This is a genomic window from Lysobacter sp. Root494 (assembly GCF_001427225.1).
GTDB lineage: Bacteria > Pseudomonadota > Gammaproteobacteria > Xanthomonadales > Xanthomonadaceae > Agrilutibacter.
In genome coordinates this window covers 169,229-186,313 of the sequence record NZ_LMFH01000001.1, presented here as the reverse complement: position 1 = coordinate 186,313, position 17,085 = coordinate 169,229, and the positions used below count along the sequence as shown (strand labels likewise).

Here is a 17,085-nt window from a genome sequence, read left to right as displayed (position 1 = left end):
AGCGAAACCCATCGCTCTTATCGGGTTCGATGGTTTCGCTGCGTTCAAGCCATCGAAATGCGATCCCTCGCCCCGCTTGCGGGGAGAGGGACAGCGTTGCGCAGCAACGCAGGGTGAGGGGCCGCCTTCCAATGTGACCGATTTTGCAAACCCGCTCCCCGCAGGCGTATCGTCCCCCGGTTACTTCAGGGGAGTGCAGCGCGTGGAGACGCCTGCTGGGGAGAAGAACGCGCCGAAGCCGGGCCAGCTGGCCTGCGTCGGACTGGGGATGATGCTCGGCGCCCACCTGGGCCCGCGCGCCCGCGCGCATATCGAACAGGCCGACGTGGTCTTCGCCGCCGTGTCCGACCCGGTGGTCGAACTGTGGCTGCAGCAGATGCACCGCGACGTCCGCAGCCTCCAGCCGCACTACGCCGAAGGCAAGCCGCGCCACCAGACCTACCGCGAGATGGTCGAAGCCATGCTCGACGAGGTCCGCGCCGGCCGCACCGTCTGCGGCGCCTTCTACGGCCACCCCGGCGTGTTCGCCAAGGTCCCGCACGACGCCATCGCCCAGGCTCGCCGCGAAGGCTTCCACGCCCACATGGAACCCGGCGTCTCCGCCGAGGACTGCCTGTACGCCGACCTCGGCGTCGACCCTGGCCGCGTCGGCTGCGCGCACTTCGAAGCCAGCCAGTTCATGTTCTACCGCCGCCGCATCGACCCTTCTGCCTATCTGGTCCTGTGGCAGGTCGGCATCGCCGGCGACCGCAGCTACCGCCGCTTTGCCACCGGACCGGAATATCGCCGCCTGTTGGTCGAACGCCTGCGCGAGGACTACCCGCCCGACCACCCCGTCACCGTCTACGAAGCCGCCACCCTGCCGATCACCCAGCCGCGCATGGACACCGTGCCGCTGAGCGAGCTGCCCGACACGCCGCTGCACATGCATTCGACCCTGGTGGTGCCGCCGAGCGCGCCGCTGCAACGCGACGAGGCAATGCTGGCGCGGATCGAGGCGATCGAGCGGGCCGGGGCGAAAGCGGCTGCCACTGTTCCCGACTAATCGCAACTCCAGCGGCAACGCACGTTGCCGCTCCAGTCCCACTTCGCCGTTCACCCATCAGCAGTAGGAGTCGAAGATGTCCAACGTCGTGCAGTTCCTGGAAGCCTTAGCCCGCAATCCGAAGGCATCGTCATCGGAAGAATTCACCGCGTTGATTGCGAGCGCGAATCTCGCCCCACTAATCCGGAAGGCATTGCTGGAGCGAGATGTCGCGCTCCTTTGCCGGGAACTGGATGCACGCGGTGCAATGTGTTGCATGGTTTTCCCCGCCGACAACGAAGAACCGAAGGAAGGCGACGAGCAGCAGGATGACAACGACACTCCCGAACAGGAGCCAAGCTCCAAAGCTGCTTGATAGGGCTTGGTTGCCGCTTTATTAGACAACTGGTCGGGCCGCGGGCCCGACCGTTTAGCAAAGGAACGCAATCATGCTCAGGATGCTTAGAACGATTTCATTGGCAAGTCTGTGCCTCGTGATATTCCTGCCAATGGCGGCGAATGCCGGCGACATCCAAGGCCTGCTCAAGCAGGCCGAAGCGGCGCGTAGCGCCGACCCAAAGGCTTTTGCCGCTGCGTTAGCGCAAATCGAAGAGCAGCATGCGAGCGCGACCAAGGAACAACAGTGGCAATTTCGCCTGCTCAAGGCCTATCAACTGATCATGAAGGGGCGATACGACCTCGCGGTTCAACAGGCTATTGAGGTACGCAACGATGCCAGCGATGTAGCAATCAGGTTCAGGGCCAATCTGCTGATTGCAAATACAACCGCGATAACCCGAGATTTCTCGCTGGGGCTGCGCAGTCTCGAGACGGCTCTCCAACTGTCAGATCGCGTCCAGGACTCGGAACTCCGGCAAACCGGCCTAGGCGTTGCTGCCGTGCTGTACAACCAACACGGACAGTACGCTCTAGGTCAAAATTACGCAGAGCAGCTCTTGGCGCAGGATCCAGCTCCCCGAAACCGCTGCCTCGCTAGGCAAGTACGATTTGAAGCTCTTTATGGTCTTGGCTCAGAGTTGAGCGAAAGTGAGATCAATGAAGCGATTGCCGACTGCGAAAAGCAGAAAGAACCCATTCCATCAAACTCCTTGCGCGGATATTTAGCGCGTCGATGGGCGGCAAAAGGGCAGGTTGCGCAAGCCGCCGAACTGTTGGAAGCACATCTGCCTGCGGTTGAGGCAACCGGATATCCGCGCCTTATCGGGGAGATCCATGGGTTGATTGCCGAATATCGTTTGACCATGGGGAACCTGAGCGAGGCGGAAAAACATGCCCAGGCAGCATTGGCCGGAAGCGTAAATGGCGGATATTCGTTGCCACAGGTCACCGCCCATAAGGTTCTCTACGAAGTCGCGTTGCGTCGCAATGATTTGAAGGCAGCTCTTAGCCACTATCGTCAGTACGCGGAAGCCGACAAGGCGCGACTAGATGAGGTCAAGGCGCGCGAATTCGCCTTTCAACTCAGTCGCAACGAATTGCAGCAGAAGAACCAGTCGATCGAACTGCTTCAGCGCCAGAACGAAGTCCTGCGCCTGCAGCAGGAAATCTCGAAGAAGTCGGCGATCAACAACCGCCTGTTCGTCGCGATGCTGCTGATGGTGCTCGGCGTGGGCGCGTACTGGGCCTACAAGGTCAAGCGCGTGCAGGTGATGTTCCGCCGCCAGGCGCAGGTGGACAGCCTCACCGGCGTCAGCAACCGCCGCCACTTCCGCGAGCAGGCCGAGGCGCAGCTGGCGCGCTGCGAAACGGCGAACCGCGAGGCCGCGCTGGTGCTGCTGGACCTGGACAACTTCAAGCGCATCAACGACCGCTACGGCCACGCCACCGGCGACTGGGTGCTCAAGCAGGTGGCCGCCGCGTGCCAGGTCTCGTGCCGCGAAGGCGACCTGTTCGGCCGGCTGGGTGGCGAGGAATTTGCCATCCTCACCTGCGGCGGCGACCTGCACGCGGCCGAGCGCATTGCGCAGGAATGCCGCAGGCAGCTGGCCGCGATCGATACGTCGCAGTTCGACGACGAAGTTCCGGTGATCACCGCCAGTTACGGCTGCGCGACGACCAAGCTGTGCGGCCACGACTTCGAGAATCTTTTCATGCATGCCGATCGTGCGATGTACCGCGCCAAGGCCGAAGGCCGCGATCGCGTCTGCAGCCACGAAGAACGCCCGGTGCTGGTGCGCACGCAGCAGGTGACCGCGTAAGGCGCGTTGCGACATAACCAGGTACGACGAGGGCGGGATTTCCCCGCCTTCGTTGTTTGTGGCGATCCACGTGCTTCGTAGGCGGGCTCAAGCAACCTTCGACTCCCTGCACTCTCGGACTTGAGCCCGCTGCGTCGACTACGGCCTCCCCGCGGCTGCCTTCGCTTAACACCTGTCCCGGCACGATGGACGTCCCTGCCAACGTCCTTCAAACCGGAGCCCCCATGAGCCAGTACACCATCGCCGTCCTCGTCGGCAGCCTGCGCAAGGATTCCTTCAACAAGCAGCTGGCGGCCGCGCTGGCGAAGCTGGCGCCGCCCGAATTCGAGTTCCGCACCTCGCGCATCGACGACCTCCCCCTCTACAACCAGGACGACGACGCGCGCCAGGCCGAACCGGTGCTGCGGCTCAAGTCCGAGATTCGCGAAGCAGACGGCCTGCTGTTCGTCACGCCCGAATACAACCGCTCGATCCCCGGCGTGCTGAAGAACGCGATCGACCACGCCTCGCGTCCGTACGGCCAGAGCGCTTTTGCCGGCAAGGCGGCTGGGGTGATCGGCATTTCCGTCGGCACGATCGGCACCGCGCTGGCCCAGCAACACCTGCGCAATGTGCTGGCGTATCTGGACGTGGCGGTGCTGGGGCAGCCGGAGGCGTTCCTGCAGGCGAAGGAAGGATTCTTCGCGGGCGACGGCGGGGTTGGCGAGGCGAGCCGGGAGTTCGTGCAGGGGTGGATGGACAAGTACCTGGCGTTTGTCCGGAAGCACGCGGGGGACTGAGTTGCATGCGACAGCCCGAACCTCGATCTCCCTTCTCCCCGCTTGCGGGGAGAAGGTCGAAGCGGCGACAGCCGCTGAGGGGAAAGGCGGATGAGGGGACTGCTTTTGCTGTTGCCTCAAGCACCTGCGCCACGCCCCCCTGCGTTGCTTCGCAACGCTGTCCCTCTCCCCGCAAGCGGGGCGAGGGTAATCGCCGGTGTGTCGAACGAAGCTGGCTCTCCCCGCAAGCAGGGCGGGGGATAACCGCGTCACCCCACCGCTGCCACCTGCCTTACCGACGCCAGCAAAGCCCGCAACGAAGCCGGCTTGACCGGTTTAGTCAACACCACGCAGCCGCGTTCGCGCGCGGCGAGTTTCACCGCGTCGCTGCCGTCGCCGGTCACCAGTGCCGCGGGGATGTCGCGGCCGATGCGCTCGCGCAGCAGGTCGATCAGGCCGAGGCCATCGAGACGGTCGTGCAGGTGGTAATCGACCAGCAGCACATCGGGAATCTGCGCGTCGAGTTGCGCCAGTGCTTCATCGACGTCGGCGGCAGCCAGCGCATGCGCTTCCCAGCGCGAGAGCAGCGCACGCATGCCGTCGAGGATCTCGCGGTCGTTGTCGATGCACAGCACATGCAGCCCGGCGAGCGAGTCCGCCGGCATCTCGTTGCGTGCTTCGTCCTGCGGCGCGGCGAACTGCGCGCGGCCGAACGGCACGGTGATCGCGAACATGCTGCCGTGACCCACGCGCGAACGCACCGCGAGCGGATGTTCGAGCGTGCGCGCGATGCGCTGGCAGATCGACAGGCCCAGCCCGAGCCCGCGTTCGCCGCTGCTGCCGGGCGTTTCGAATCGGCGGAATTCCTCGAAGATCTGGTCGAGGTGGTGTTCGGAAATGCCCGGCCCGGTGTCCCATACCTGCAGCACGACGGCACCGTCGCGAATTCGCGCGGTCATCAGCACGCCGCCGTTGCGGGTGTAACGCAATGCATTGGCGAGGAAGTTCTGCAGCGCGCGGCGCAGCAGGCGGCGATCGGTGTGCACGGGCAGCGATTCGTCGCGCAGGCGCACGCGCAACTGCAGACCACGCTCTGCGGCCATGGGTGTGTACTGCGTGGCGAGCTCGCGCAGCAGTTCGCCGGCGTCGAAGTCGGTGCGTTCGGGCTGCAGCGCGCCGGCTTCCAGGCGCGAGATGTCGAGGAGGCCGTCGAGCAGTTCTTCCGCCGCGCGCAGGGACGCATCAACGCGTTCGGCGAGACGCGACTGTTCGCCGTTGACACCGCTCTCGCGCAGTGCGGACGCGAACAGGCGTGCGGCGTTCAGCGGCTGCAGCACGTCGTGGCTCACCGCGGCGAGGAAACGGGTCTTCGATTGCTGCGCGGCTTCGGCTTCACGGGTGCGCAGCTCGACGCGCTGCTCAAGGGTCTCGTTGATTTCGCGCAGCGCGGCTTCGGCGCGCTTGTAATCGGTCACGTCGCTGTAGCTGGTCACGTAGCCGCCGCCTGGAAGCGGCTGGCCGCGCATCTCGATCACCTGTCCGCTCGCGCGCACGCGTTCAAACAGGTGCGGCGAGCCCGCGCGCAGGTGGGCGAGGCGGCGGCGCACCTGCTCTTCGACGCCGGCGGGCGACAACGGTCCGGTGCTCATCTCGCCGCGTAGCGCGTTCCAGCGGATGAGATCGCTCACCGGACGGCCGACGTAGAGCATGCCGTCGGGATAACCGAACAGTTCCTGGTAGCGGCGGTTCCATGCGACCAGGCGCATTTCGGCGTCGACCACGCTCACGCCCTGGCTGATGTTTTCCAGCGTGGTCGACAGTACCTGGCGGTTGAAGCGCAGCTCCTGGCTCGCTTCGTCGAGCAGCGACACGACTTCGCCCAGTTCCATGCCCGAGCCACGCAATGCGGTGGTGAGCGTGAGTCGCGCAGAGGCGGCGCCGATCGCGGAGGCGAGCAGGCGTTCGGTGAACTGCGCGAGCGCGCGGTCGGCGGGGTGTTCGGGATGCCACACGCGGCCTCGTCCGCGTGCGTATTCCTCGAAGGCGCGGCGGGCGTGGCGCTCGCCGACGATGCGTTCGGCGAGCGCGAGCAGTTCGCCGCCGCGCACGCTGCCGGCCCAGCCGCCGGGACCGAGCGCTGAACGCTGCGCGTAGGGATCGAGGTACGAGGTGGCGAGCAACTGGTCCTGCAGGCGCGGCCGCTTCCACGCCGACACGAACACGAAGGCGCCGGTGTTGGCGAGCAGCGACCACACCACGCCGTGCGTGAGCGCATCCCAGCCGCGCAGGCCGAGCAGTTGCTCGGGCCGCAGCCAACCGATGCCGAGCGGACCATCGACGAGCCATGCGGTATCGAGCCAGCCCGCGCGCGCGAGCGCGGGCAGCATCAGCGTGTACGCCCACAGCAGCGCGCCGAGCAGCAATCCGGTGAACGCGCCGACGCGGCTCGCGCCGCGCCAGTAGAGGCCGCCGATCAGCGCGGGCGCGAACTGCGCCACCGCGGCAAAGGCGAGCAGACCATGCTGCGCCAGTGTTTCGCCGGCCGAACCACGGTGGTAGGCGTACGCCATCAATGCGAGCGCGACGATCGTCACGCGGCGCACCCAGAGCACCTGGCGATCGATACTCGCGCCTTCGTGCAAGGCGCCGCTTCGCAACAGCAGCGGCATCACGAGGTCGTTGCTCACCATCGTCGCCAGCGCGACGCTCGCCACGATCACCATGCCCGTCGCGGCGGAGAAGCCGCCGACGTAAGCCATCAGCGCGAGCGCGTTGTGGTCGAGCGACAACGGCAGCGCGAGCACGTAGGTGTCGGGCGACGCACCGGTGCCCGCGAGCAGCGATTGTCCGGCGAGCGTGATCGGCACCACCAGCAGGCTGACGATCACGAGATACCCGCCGAACAACCAGCGCGCGGGACGCAGGTCGCCCGCGTCCTGGCATTCGACGACGGCGACATGGAACTGCCGCGGCAGGCACACGATCGCGGCGAACGCGAGCAGCGTCTGAGCGACGAAGCCCGCGGGCATGCCCTGCGCGAAGACGACGTCGGAGGCCTGCACGACGCGATCGATCGTGTTGCCGGTACCAGGCAGGTGCGCCATCGCGAAGACACCGATCGCGACGAAGGCGAGCAGCTTCACCAGCGATTCGAGCGCGACGGCAAGCACCATCCCACGATGGTGTTCGGTCGCGTCGATCTGCCGCGTACCGAACAGGATCGCGAACACCGCGAGCAGCAGCGCGACATACAGCGCGGGATCGCCGGGCAACACCTTCTCGCTGCCCGGCGCGAGCACCGACACGCTCAACGCGACGGCCTTGAACTGCAACGCGACGTACGGCACCGCGGCGATCAGCGCGACGGCGGCGACCAGTGCTGCGAGACCCGGCGCGCGGCCATAACGCGACGACAGGAAGTCGGCAATCGAGACGATGCGGTGCTCGCCGGAAATCAGTACCAGGCGTTCGAGGATGCGCCAGCCGAACACCAGCATCAGCAGCGGGCCGAGATAGATCGGCAGGAAGCCGAGCCCGGTACGCGCAGCGGTACCGACCGCGCCGTAGAACGTCCACGACGAGGCATAGACCGCGAGGGCGAGCGAATACACCAGCGGGCGCAGCCAGCGCTGCTGCTGCTTCGATCCGGGTTCGCGCTGGTCGCCGATGTAGGCGACGGTGAACAGCAGGCCGACATAGCCCAACGACACCAGCAGCAGCATCCAGCCCGGGATCATGCTGTCTCCACCCTTTTGCTGGCGCCCGACGCCGCGCCTTCATGCAGCGAGTGTACGGCGCGGTTTATGGGGCGCGGCCGTTGGCGCAACCAAAGTCGTAGATGCTGAATCCAGGCACCCCACGACGGTGCATCTCCTGGCGGGCGTCGCGATTGCTCTCTCCGTTGCACGGTCGAGCGCCGGACGCGCGAGTGCCGTTGCGGTGCTGGTTGGCAGGACAACCAACGGCAACCTCAAAAGGCACCTCCCAGCATCCCCGTGCAGTGCGCGCAAAGGGGAGGTGAAAAGCAGGCGATCTGCAGCCACCCGACGCCACCGCATTGCTGCAACGCGGCGTGCATGCACAGGAACGCAACGTGCAGGATGCGCGCGCCGCATGGGCCGCGGCAGGAGTGGAGACCAGGGCCGGTCGTCCACTCGTCGTCACCTTCCACGCCTTCCCGCACCAGCGGGCGCGACCGGAAGCGACGCGATGACACAGGGAAGTGCGCTCCGGACCTCCGGAATGACCTGTGTGACCGCCGGTGACGACACAGTCGTTCCGACTCGGAGTCACCCATGCAGCCCGTCCGTCTCCCGCCCGCCCTGCCTTCCTTCGTCATTCGTGCAGCACGCCGTGCGATGCGCGTTCGCGCCGACGGCGCGCCGTAAGCCTCCGACGTCTTTCCTTCGCGCCTGACACGCGCGGAATTCCGTCGAACGCGCGCCGGCAAGCGCTCACGGCTTTGCTGTATCTGCACTTCTTGCGGGCGGCCCTGTTCCGCCCTTGGCAACCAGACTTCGCCGGTTTCCCCCGATCGCCTGTTCGCGCTGTGGATGCAGCCGGCGGCGATTTCGCTATTCCCATTGTTTCCAAGGAGAGAGTTGTGGAACGCAAGTTGAACCTACTCGCGCTGACGCCGCTGGCGTTCGCGCTGATCTGCACGCCGGCGCTCGCCGCCTCGCGCGTCGACCTGCACAAGCAGGACGCCAAGCGTTTGGAATCGCAGTACAAGGCCGCCACTGCGCGCGCGGGCGTCGCCGCCAACGCCGCGGACCGCCACGCCGAGATGCTCGGCCTGGAAGCCGATTCGAACCTCACCCTGCTCAACACGGACACGAGCAACGGCTCCGTGCGCCGCTACCAGCAGACCTTCCGCGGCATTCCCGTGTTCGGTGAGCAGGTGATCGTCGCCGAAGACCGCACCGGCAACGTGCGCGCTCTGTTCGGCAACCGCGTCGATGGTCTTGCACGCGAACTGCCCGCGGCGGCGGCGAAGCTCGATCGTTCGCAGGCACTGGCAATCGGCAGGAAGGCCGGTCTCGGCAACCGCGCGACCTCGATGCGCACCGAGAACGAGAAGTCGGAACAGATGATCTGGGTCGACGACAACGACCGTGCGCACCTGGTGTATGTCGTGTCCTACTTCGGCGACTCCTCGCAGGGCGGCGCACCGACGCGTCCGTTCGTGATCGTCGATGCCAACAGCGGCCGCGTGCTGAAGCAGTGGGAGGGCCTGACGCATGCCGACATCGGTACCGGTCCCGGCGGCAACAGCAAGACCGGGCAGTACGAGTGGGGTTCGGGCGGCCGCTACGGCTACCTCGACGTCACGCAGAGCGGCTCCACCTGCACGATGAACAACACCAGCGTGAAGTCGGTGAACCTCAACGGCAGCACCGGCACCAGCACGACAGCATGGGCGTACACCTGCCCGCGCAACACGACGAAGGCCATCAACGGCGCATACGCACCGATCAACGATGCGCACTTCTTCGGCGGCGTGATCACCAAGATGTATCCGGCGTACACCGGCTACAACGCGCTCAGCTTCCAGCTGGTCATGCGCGTGCATTACGGCAGCAGTTACGAGAACGCGTTCTGGAACGGCTCGAACATGAGCTTCGGCGACGGCGCCAGCACGTTCTATCCGCTGGTCAGCGTCGACGTGGCCGGCCACGAGGTGTCGCACGGCTTCACCGAGCAGCATTCGAACCTGACCTACTCGGGCATGTCGGGCGGCATGAACGAAGCCTTCTCCGACATGGGCGGCGAAGCGACGGAGTTCTACTGGAAGGGATCGAACGACTTCGATGTCGGCCGCGACATCTTCAAATCGTCCAGCGGCGCGCTGCGATACATGTGCAATCCGACCGCGGACGGCGGCTCGATCGACCATGCCTCGCAGTACACCAGCGGCCTCGACGTGCACTACTCCTCGGGCGTCTACAACAAGGCGTTCTGCACGCTGGCCAAGACCGCGGGCTGGGACACGCCGAAGGCGTTCAAGGTCTTCGCACGCGCGAACGCGCTGTACTGGACCGCGAGCTCCACCTTCAACCAGGGCGCGTGCGGCGTCGAAACCGCCGCGCAGGACGTGGGCCTGAACAAGGCGGACGTGACCGCGGCATTCAACGTCGTGGGCGTGAGCTGCTCGGGCGGTGGTGGTGGCGGTACCGTGACGGCGTTGAGCAATGGCGTCGCGGTGACGGGCATCGGCGCGTCGACGGGTGCGGACAAGTTCTACAAGCTGGACGTGCCGGCCGGAGCGACCGGCCTGAAGTTCGTCACCTCCGGCGGCACGGGCGATGCGGACCTGTACGTGAAGTTCGGTTCGCAGCCGACCACGACGTCGTACGACTGCAAGTCGGAAGGCAGCACCACCGCCGAGACCTGCAACATCACCACGGCGCAAGCCGGCACGTACTACGTCACCATCCACGCCTACAGCACCTACTCGGGCATGAGCCTGACCGGCAGCTACAGCACCGGCGGCGGTGGCGGCACGCAGACGTACAGCAACACGACCGACTACGCGATCAACGACAACGCGACAGTGGATTCGCCGATCACCGTGTCGGGCCGCAGCGGCAATGCACCGAGCAATGCGTCGGTGACCGTTGCGATCGTGCATACGTACATCGGCGACCTGAAGGTCGACCTCGTCGCGCCGGACGGCACGCTGTACAACATCCACAACCACACCGGTTCGAGCACCGACAACATCAACAAGACCGTGACGCTGAACCTCTCGACCGAAGCCTTGAACGGCACGTGGAAGTTGCGCGTGAACGACAACGCGTCGCAGGACACGGGCTATATCAATAGCTGGAGTGTCACGTTCTGATGGGTTGAGGGTGTTTTTTTCACGCATCCTGGAATGCATAAGCCCCGGTTTCGGCCGGGGCTTTTGTTTGTGCTGTGCTGTGCTGTTGCTCGTCATCCCCGCGAAAGCGGGGATCCAGTGACTTTGCTCTTCGTTTTATCTCACCCGGAAAAGCAGAAGCCCGCCTTGCGGCGGGCTTCTTCGAACAAGGGCAACAGCGACATCAACAGCAAAGTCACTGGATCCCCGCCAGGAGCATGCGGGGATGACGTTTTGGCAAAGCCCTTCGCGCACAGCGCGAAGGGGCCAAAACGTCACTTGATCTTGCCTTCCTTGTAGATCACGTGCTTGCGAACGACGGGGTCGTACTTCTTGACCTCCATCTTGTTCGGCGTGTTCTTCTTGTTCTTGTCGGTGGTGTAGAAGTGGCCGGTGTTGGCCGAGGAGATCAGGCGGATCTTGTCGCGCTTGGAAGCCATGATTCAGATCCTCCTTCAGATCTTCTCGCCGCGCTTGCGCAGGTCGGCCAGGACGGCATCGATGCCGTTCTTGTCGATGGTGCGCAGGGCAGCCGTGGAAAGACGCAGCTTCACCCAGCGGTTTTCGCTGGCAACCCAGAACCGGCGTTCATGCAGGTTCGGGAGGAAACGGCGGCGGGTCTTGTTCATTGCGTGCGAGACGTTGTTGCCGGTCGTCGTACGCTTGCCGGTTACTTGGCAAACTCGGGACATACGCACCTCGAAAGGTATTTGATGCTTCCCTTGGCCAGGGAGGCGGCGGCCCCTCCGCCCGCGATGGTCTGTGGCGGCTCACGATTCGGGTCAGGATTGGTCCGCTGCCGGCGGCGGGAGGGAATCGTGGTTCCGGTCCCGCCCGGTCATGCCTGAAGGCGACCGGACGCAGCGAGCCGCGCATTATGCATGTGCGGGGAAGGCCGGGCAAGGGTTATCCACAGGGGCACCGCCTTCGCGGGAGGTCGTCTCGCCTCTTCCCTCGCCCCGCGCCCCGCGCCCCGCGCCCCGCGAGGGACAGCGTCGCGCAGCAACGCAGGGTGAGGGGCTGGGCGATGCGGGCACCTTTTCCCCGCAGGCCGGGAGAAGGGAAAGGCGTCAGTGCGTCGCCTTGTCCCGCTTCCAACCCCGGTGCCGGATGTCCAGCCACAGGCTGTAGCAGGCCGTGAACGCCGGGAACAGGTTCTGCAGGATGCCGACCGAATCGTTCTTGCCGAAGATGAAGTAGGCCAGCGTCATCAGGCTGCCCACGATGCTCATGTACCAGAACAGGCGTGGGATCACGGGCTTGCCCTGGCGCTTGCTGGCAACGAACTGCACCAGCCAGCGCCCGCCGAACATCAGCGCGCCGGTGAGACCGATGATTTTCCACGGCGACATGTGCAGGCCGGTCCATTCCAGCCAGCCGATCGACGAGTTCATGAAGTCCGCGCCGCCTTGAATGGTCGCGGACAGGGCCATCAGCAACATCTCAGACCTCCTCGACGGCCGTGCGCCTGCTGCGCGTGATCAGCCACGCCACGCCGCGCAGGTCGCGGATACCCACCAGCGCGCGATTGAGATTGTTGTACTTGGACACGCCCGCGGTGCGTGGACGGTGATTGACGGGCACGCTCACCGTCTTCCATCCGGCGCGCTGCATCAGGGCCGGCAGGTAGCGGTGCATGTGGTCGAAGTACGGCAGGTCGAGGAACGCCGCGCGTTCGAACAGCTTGATGCCGCAGCCGGTGTCGGGGGTGTCGTCGCGCAGCATGCGTGCGCGGATCGCGTTGGCCCATTTCGACGCCCAGCGCTTGCTGCCGGTGTCCTGGCGATTGACGCGCCAACCCGCGAACAGCTTCACGTCGGGCAGCGCCTGCGCGCGTTCGGCGATCAGCTTCGGAATGTCGGCCGGATCGTTCTGGCCATCGCCGTCGAGCGTGGCGATCCATTCGCCGCGGGCTGCCCTTACGCCGGTCCGGATCGCGGTGCTCTGCCCGCTCTGGGTAACGTGGTGAAGCACGCGCAGTTCTGGCACCTGCGTCTTTAGCTCGCGCAGCACCGCCAGCGTGCTGTCGCGCGAGTGGTCATCGACGTAGACGATCTCGAACGACGCCACGCCACGCAGCGCCGCCACGATTTCGTGGACCAGCGACGCGACATTGTCCTGCTCGTTGAACACGGGCACGACCACGGAGATTTGGGGCTGCTGCAAGGCGGGCATCAGGACACTGCGGTCGCGTGCGGGACGCGGCTGAACGGGGCGGATGGGCGTGCATCGTACCCGCCCGCGGGTTACGGCGTCAGCGCAGCGGCGGGACGCTCAGGCGCGGTCGCCGAAGTAATCGCGGCACCAGGCCACGACCTGCGGCAGTCCTTCCTCGATCGAAGTCGCCGGTTCGAAGCCGAACGCCGCCTTCGCGCGCGAGGTGTCGGCCATGGTTTCGATCATGTCGCCCGGCTGCATCTCGCGGTAGATCTTCTGCGCGGGCTTGCCTGCAGCCTGTTCGATCACCGTAATGAAGCGCTCCAGTTCCACCGGCGTGTGGTTGCCGAGGTTGAACACGCGGTGCGGTGGATCTTCCTGCGACGGATGATCCAGCGCGCCCAGCACGCCCGCGACGATGTCGTCGATGAAAGTGAAGTCCCGGCGCATCCGGCCGTGGTTGAACACCTCGATCGGGCGCCCCGCCAGCACCGCGCGCGAGAACAGCAGCGGCGCCATGTCGGGGCGGCCCCAGGGGCCGTAGACGGTGAAGAAGCGCAGGCCGGTCGCGCGCAGGCCATAGAGATGCGCGTAGGTGTGGGCCATCAGTTCGTTCGCGGCCTTGGTCGCCGCGTACAGCGAACGCGGCTGGTCGACGCGCTGGTCCTCGGAGAACGGCGGCTTCGCCGAATCGCCATACACGGACGACGAACTCGCGTACACCAGGTGCTGCACGCCGCGATGGCGGCACAGCTCGAGCATGTTGACGAAGCCGACCAGGTTGCTGTCGACGTAGGCGTGCGGGTTGCTCAACGAATAGCGCACGCCGGCCTGCGCTCCGAGGTGTACGACGCGCAATGGCTGCACTTCGTCGAACAATGCTTCCAGCGCGCCGCGATCGGTGAGGTCGATCTGCCGGATGTCGATATCCGCGCACAACGCCGTGACGCGATCGCGCTTGAGCTGCGGATCGTAATAGTCGTTGAAGCTGTCGATGCCGACCACGGCATCGCGGTCCTTGAGTGCGCGGCACACGTAGGCGCCGATGAAGCCGGCTGCGCCGGTAACGAGGATGGTCATGCGGGCATTGTAGTGAACGTGGGCGACGTTCCCTTTTACATCGTCTTCTCGTCCGCACGGAGCTTTGCAGATCGGTGCTTGCCCGGCTGCTGTGCTCCTGATGGATCCGGGCTTGTCCGGACGGCGTCGGCGAGGTGCATCAGGCCGGCTCGGGTGTTTTGAATACAGAAGCAGTGGAGCAGCTGGCGCCATGGACGCAAAAGCAGCGAAGCAAGCTCCGCTCCACAAGGCGCAGATCAGCGCGGTGGCGCAGCAAGTTCCTTCGCGCTGAGGAAGCCATCGCCATCCGCGTCCTGGCGGCGGAACATCGCGGCCAGTGACTCGCGATGTTCGGCAAGACTGATCGTGCGCCCCTTGCCCCCCGGCAGTTCGTCGGCGGTGAGTTGCCCGTCGCGATTGGCGTCCATGTGTTCGAAGGCGTAACCCATCCACGCCTGGTATTCGGCCAGCGCGATTCGGCCGTCGCCATCGGTGTCCATGCGGGCGAGATACTCGCCCGTTGCGGTGACCTGCGCCGACGCGATCGCCGGATACAGCAGGCCCACGCAGGCAGCGATGTGGATTTGCGAAAACATGCGGCGGAATGTGCCGGAGCTCCGCTGAACCGAAAAATACGAAAGGGGCGTCGCCGCCCCTTCCGAATGCATTGCGTGATACCGCGGCATTACGCGCCGATGCGCGCCGGTGCCAGCGCGTAGCCCTTCAGGCGCATCGAGAACGCCTGCAGCGCCGCGTTGCCCGACGCCTCGGCTTCGGCGCACCACGCCTGCAGGCGGGCGAGCGTGGCCTGCGCGTCGTGCGAGCGCTCATCGAGCACCTGCGAGAGCTTGGCGCGGAATTCGGCGAGTTGCGCCATGCGCGGGCTTTCGGCCAACCATGCCTGCAGGCGCGCGCGCTTTTCGTCGTCGAGCCAGCGGCCGCCGTCGGCCAGGCCGCGGCGCAGCGGACGCGGCAGCTTGACCTTCGCTTCGCGCAGTGCGGGCAGGGTGACGCTGCGGTAGTAGTCGGTCATCGCCTGGAAGCGGATCGCGAGCAGCGCACGGATCGTTTCGCTGTCGGGCATGGCAATGTTCGGGCGCACGTCGAGCGATGGCGCGATGCGCAGCACCTTGGCCAGGCCCACGGCCTCGAACACGCGGATCGCCGCCCAGCCGATGTCGAATTCGAACTTGCGCAGCGCGAACTTCGCCGACGACGGGAACGCGTGGTGGTTGTTGTGCAGTTCCTCGCCGCCGATCCACACGCCCCACGGGGTGAGGTTGGTCGAGGTGTCGGCGCTTTCGAAGTTGCGGTAGCCCCACCAGTGGCCGAGCCCGTTGACGACGCCCGCCGCCCAGAACGGAATCCACGCCATCTGGATCGCCCACAACGCGACGCCCACGAAACCAAACAACGCAAAGCTGATGAACAGATACAGCGTCGGGCCGAGCGTCGCGTGCGGCGTGTAGAGGTGGCGCTCGATCCAGTCGTCCGGGCAGCCCTTGCCGTACTTCTCGATGGATTCGCGGTCGGCGCGGGCTTCCTTGTACAGCTCGACGCCGCGCCAGAACACGGTCCTGATGCCCTTGACCTGCGGGCTGTGCGGGTCTTCCTCGGTCTCGACCTTGGCGTGGTGCTTGCGGTGGATCGCCGCCCATTCCTTCGTGATCATCGAAGTCGACAGCCACGTCCAGAAACGGAAGACGTGCGCCAGCGCCGGGTGGAAGTCGACGGCGCGGTGCGCCTGCGAGCGGTGCAGGTACAGCGTCACCGAAAAGATGGTGAGCTGCGTGGCGACCAGGAAATAGATCAGCAGGCTGACCCAGCCGGCCTGCAACAGGCCACCGGCGAGGAAATCGAGCAGGGATGCGGGCATGACAACTCCGGAACGGGACGCGCCACCTTCGCGGGCGAAGGGGTGGATGAAAGGACGCGGTCCCGCGCGGAATTCTGCCACCCCCGCGTTACGTTCGTCCCTGTATGGAACCGGGACTGTGATGGGGGTCGGACGGGGGTTCAGCAAGGTTTGAAGCTGAATGGCCGTGGCCTCCGATCGGGCCTTTAAGCTGTTGCGATGCCGCGCCGCGGACGACGTGCCAACGCCGTGCCCCCGCGCCGCCGCCGCCGCGGCCCGAGATGAATGCATGGCGAGGTCCTGAGTGCCCGAATTACCCGAAGTTGAAACTACCCGCCGCGGCCTCGCACCCCACGTCGAAGGCCGCACCGTCACCGGCGTGACCCTGCGCCGCCCCAACCTGCGCTGGCCCATCCCCGCCGAGGTTCGCGAGCTGCTGCCGGGACAGAAAATCGACGCGATCCGGCGCCGGGCCAAGTACCTGCTGCTGGACACGCAGGCCGGCAGCGCCCTGCTGCACCTGGGCATGTCGGGCAGCCTGCGGGTGCTCCCCGCGACGACGGCGGTGAAGACGCACGACCACGTCGACATCGTGTTCGGCACCGGACCGCATCAAGGAAACGCCTCGAATTCGCAGCGCGTGCTGCGTTTCACCGACCCTCGCCGCTTCGGTTGCCTGCTGTGGCAGCCGCCAGGGGAAACGCATGAACTGCTGCGCGACCTCGGGCCGGAGCCGCTGTCGGACGCGCTCGACGGCGACTATCTCTTCGCGCTCAGCCGCGGCCGAAAGGCGCCGGTGAAGACGTTCCTCATGGATCAGCGCGTCGTGGTCGGCGTGGGGAACATCTATGCGGCCGAAGCGCTATTCGAAGCCGGCATCTCACCCCTGCGCGCGGCGGGGAAGGTGTCGCGCGAACGCTACGCACTGCTCGCCGCGGCGGTGAAGCGGATCCTGGCATATGCGATCGAGCGCGGCGGCACCACGCTGCGCGACTTCATCAAGCCGGATGGCGAGCCCGGCTACTTCGAACTGGAGCTGTTGGCGTACGGGCGCGGCGGCGAGCCGTGTCCCCGTTGCGGCCGGCCCTTGAAGCAGGCGGCGATCGGGCAGCGGGCGACGGTGTGGTGCGGGCATTGCCAGAAGTAAGCAT

Annotated in this window: 14 protein-coding genes; 6 read left to right on the top strand and 8 right to left on the bottom strand. The window is 65.8% G+C overall.

Translation table 11 applies throughout. From position 1 onward, the window contains the following. The first annotated feature begins 202 nt into the window (after positions 1-202). The 4 genes from ASD14_RS00740 to ASD14_RS00720 all read left to right on the top strand — a co-directional run bounded on the left by ASD14_RS00740 (position 203) and on the right by ASD14_RS00720 (position 4,022). Positions 203-1,045: an SAM-dependent methyltransferase gene (locus ASD14_RS00740; protein ID WP_255355002.1), complete on the top strand. Its 843-nt coding sequence runs from the start codon at positions 203-205 to the stop codon at positions 1,043-1,045. A gap of 76 nt (positions 1,046-1,121) precedes the next feature. Beyond that, complete coding sequence (locus ASD14_RS00735; protein WP_056127480.1) at positions 1,122-1,400, top strand: hypothetical protein; 279 nt, start codon at positions 1,122-1,124, stop codon at positions 1,398-1,400. 73 nt (positions 1,401-1,473) lie between these two features. Continuing rightward, positions 1,474-3,243 (top strand): GGDEF domain-containing protein, encoded by a 1,770-nt coding sequence (locus tag ASD14_RS15615; protein WP_082538640.1) that lies wholly within the window; start codon positions 1,474-1,476, stop codon positions 3,241-3,243. A gap of 224 nt (positions 3,244-3,467) precedes the next feature. After that, positions 3,468-4,022, top strand: a complete 555-nt coding sequence (locus ASD14_RS00720) for an NADPH-dependent FMN reductase (RefSeq protein WP_056127471.1) — start codon at positions 3,468-3,470, stop codon at positions 4,020-4,022. A 248-nt stretch (positions 4,023-4,270) separates the two neighbouring features. On the opposite strand, the gene ASD14_RS00715 is transcribed toward ASD14_RS00720, so the two are convergent. Continuing rightward, positions 4,271-7,738, bottom strand: coding sequence for a PAS domain-containing hybrid sensor histidine kinase/response regulator (locus ASD14_RS00715; RefSeq protein WP_056127469.1), 3,468 nt, complete (start codon positions 7,736-7,738; stop codon positions 4,271-4,273). An 866-nt stretch (positions 7,739-8,604) separates the two neighbouring features. Between ASD14_RS00715 and ASD14_RS00710 the strand changes: the two genes are divergently transcribed. Beyond that, positions 8,605-10,845 carry a M4 family metallopeptidase gene (locus ASD14_RS00710; protein ID WP_157474933.1) on the top strand — a complete coding sequence of 747 codons (2,241 nt, stop codon included), beginning with the start codon at positions 8,605-8,607 and terminating at the stop codon, positions 10,843-10,845. A 293-nt stretch (positions 10,846-11,138) separates the two neighbouring features. Here ASD14_RS00710 and rpmG read toward each other — a convergent pair whose 3' ends face one another. From rpmG to ASD14_RS00675, 7 genes are all read right to left on the bottom strand, one after another. Then, positions 11,139-11,303 (bottom strand): 50S ribosomal protein L33, encoded by a 165-nt coding sequence (rpmG, locus tag ASD14_RS00705; RefSeq protein WP_036168663.1) that lies wholly within the window; start codon positions 11,301-11,303, stop codon positions 11,139-11,141. 15 nt (positions 11,304-11,318) lie between these two features. Further along, positions 11,319-11,555 carry a 50S ribosomal protein L28 gene (rpmB, locus tag ASD14_RS00700; protein ID WP_056127466.1) on the bottom strand — a complete coding sequence of 79 codons (237 nt, stop codon included), beginning with the start codon at positions 11,553-11,555 and terminating at the stop codon, positions 11,319-11,321. A 378-nt stretch (positions 11,556-11,933) separates the two neighbouring features. Continuing rightward, positions 11,934-12,257: a lipid-A-disaccharide synthase N-terminal domain-containing protein gene (locus ASD14_RS00695; protein ID WP_200947006.1), complete on the bottom strand. Its 324-nt coding sequence runs from the start codon at positions 12,255-12,257 to the stop codon at positions 11,934-11,936. A 49-nt stretch (positions 12,258-12,306) separates the two neighbouring features. Then, positions 12,307-13,029 (bottom strand): glycosyltransferase family 2 protein, encoded by a 723-nt coding sequence (locus ASD14_RS00690; RefSeq protein WP_056128751.1) that lies wholly within the window; start codon positions 13,027-13,029, stop codon positions 12,307-12,309. Positions 13,030-13,137: 108 nt separating this feature from the next. Further along, on the bottom strand, positions 13,138-14,100 hold the full coding sequence (locus ASD14_RS00685) for an NAD-dependent epimerase/dehydratase family protein (RefSeq protein WP_056127463.1): 963 nt from the start codon (positions 14,098-14,100) through the stop codon (positions 13,138-13,140). A 236-nt stretch (positions 14,101-14,336) separates the two neighbouring features. Continuing rightward, positions 14,337-14,675, bottom strand: coding sequence for an EF-hand domain-containing protein (locus ASD14_RS00680; RefSeq protein WP_056127460.1), 339 nt, complete (start codon positions 14,673-14,675; stop codon positions 14,337-14,339). 89 nt (positions 14,676-14,764) lie between these two features. Beyond that, a complete protein-coding gene (locus ASD14_RS00675) occupies positions 14,765-15,955 on the bottom strand; it encodes a fatty acid desaturase (protein ID WP_056127458.1) in 1,191 nt (396 codons plus the stop codon). 283 nt (positions 15,956-16,238) lie between these two features. On the opposite strand from ASD14_RS00675, the gene mutM reads away from it, so the two are divergent. After that, a complete protein-coding gene (gene mutM / locus ASD14_RS00670; RefSeq protein ID WP_056127456.1) occupies positions 16,239-17,081 on the top strand; it encodes a bifunctional DNA-formamidopyrimidine glycosylase/DNA-(apurinic or apyrimidinic site) lyase in 843 nt (280 codons plus the stop codon). Positions 17,082-17,085 lie beyond the last annotated feature (4 nt).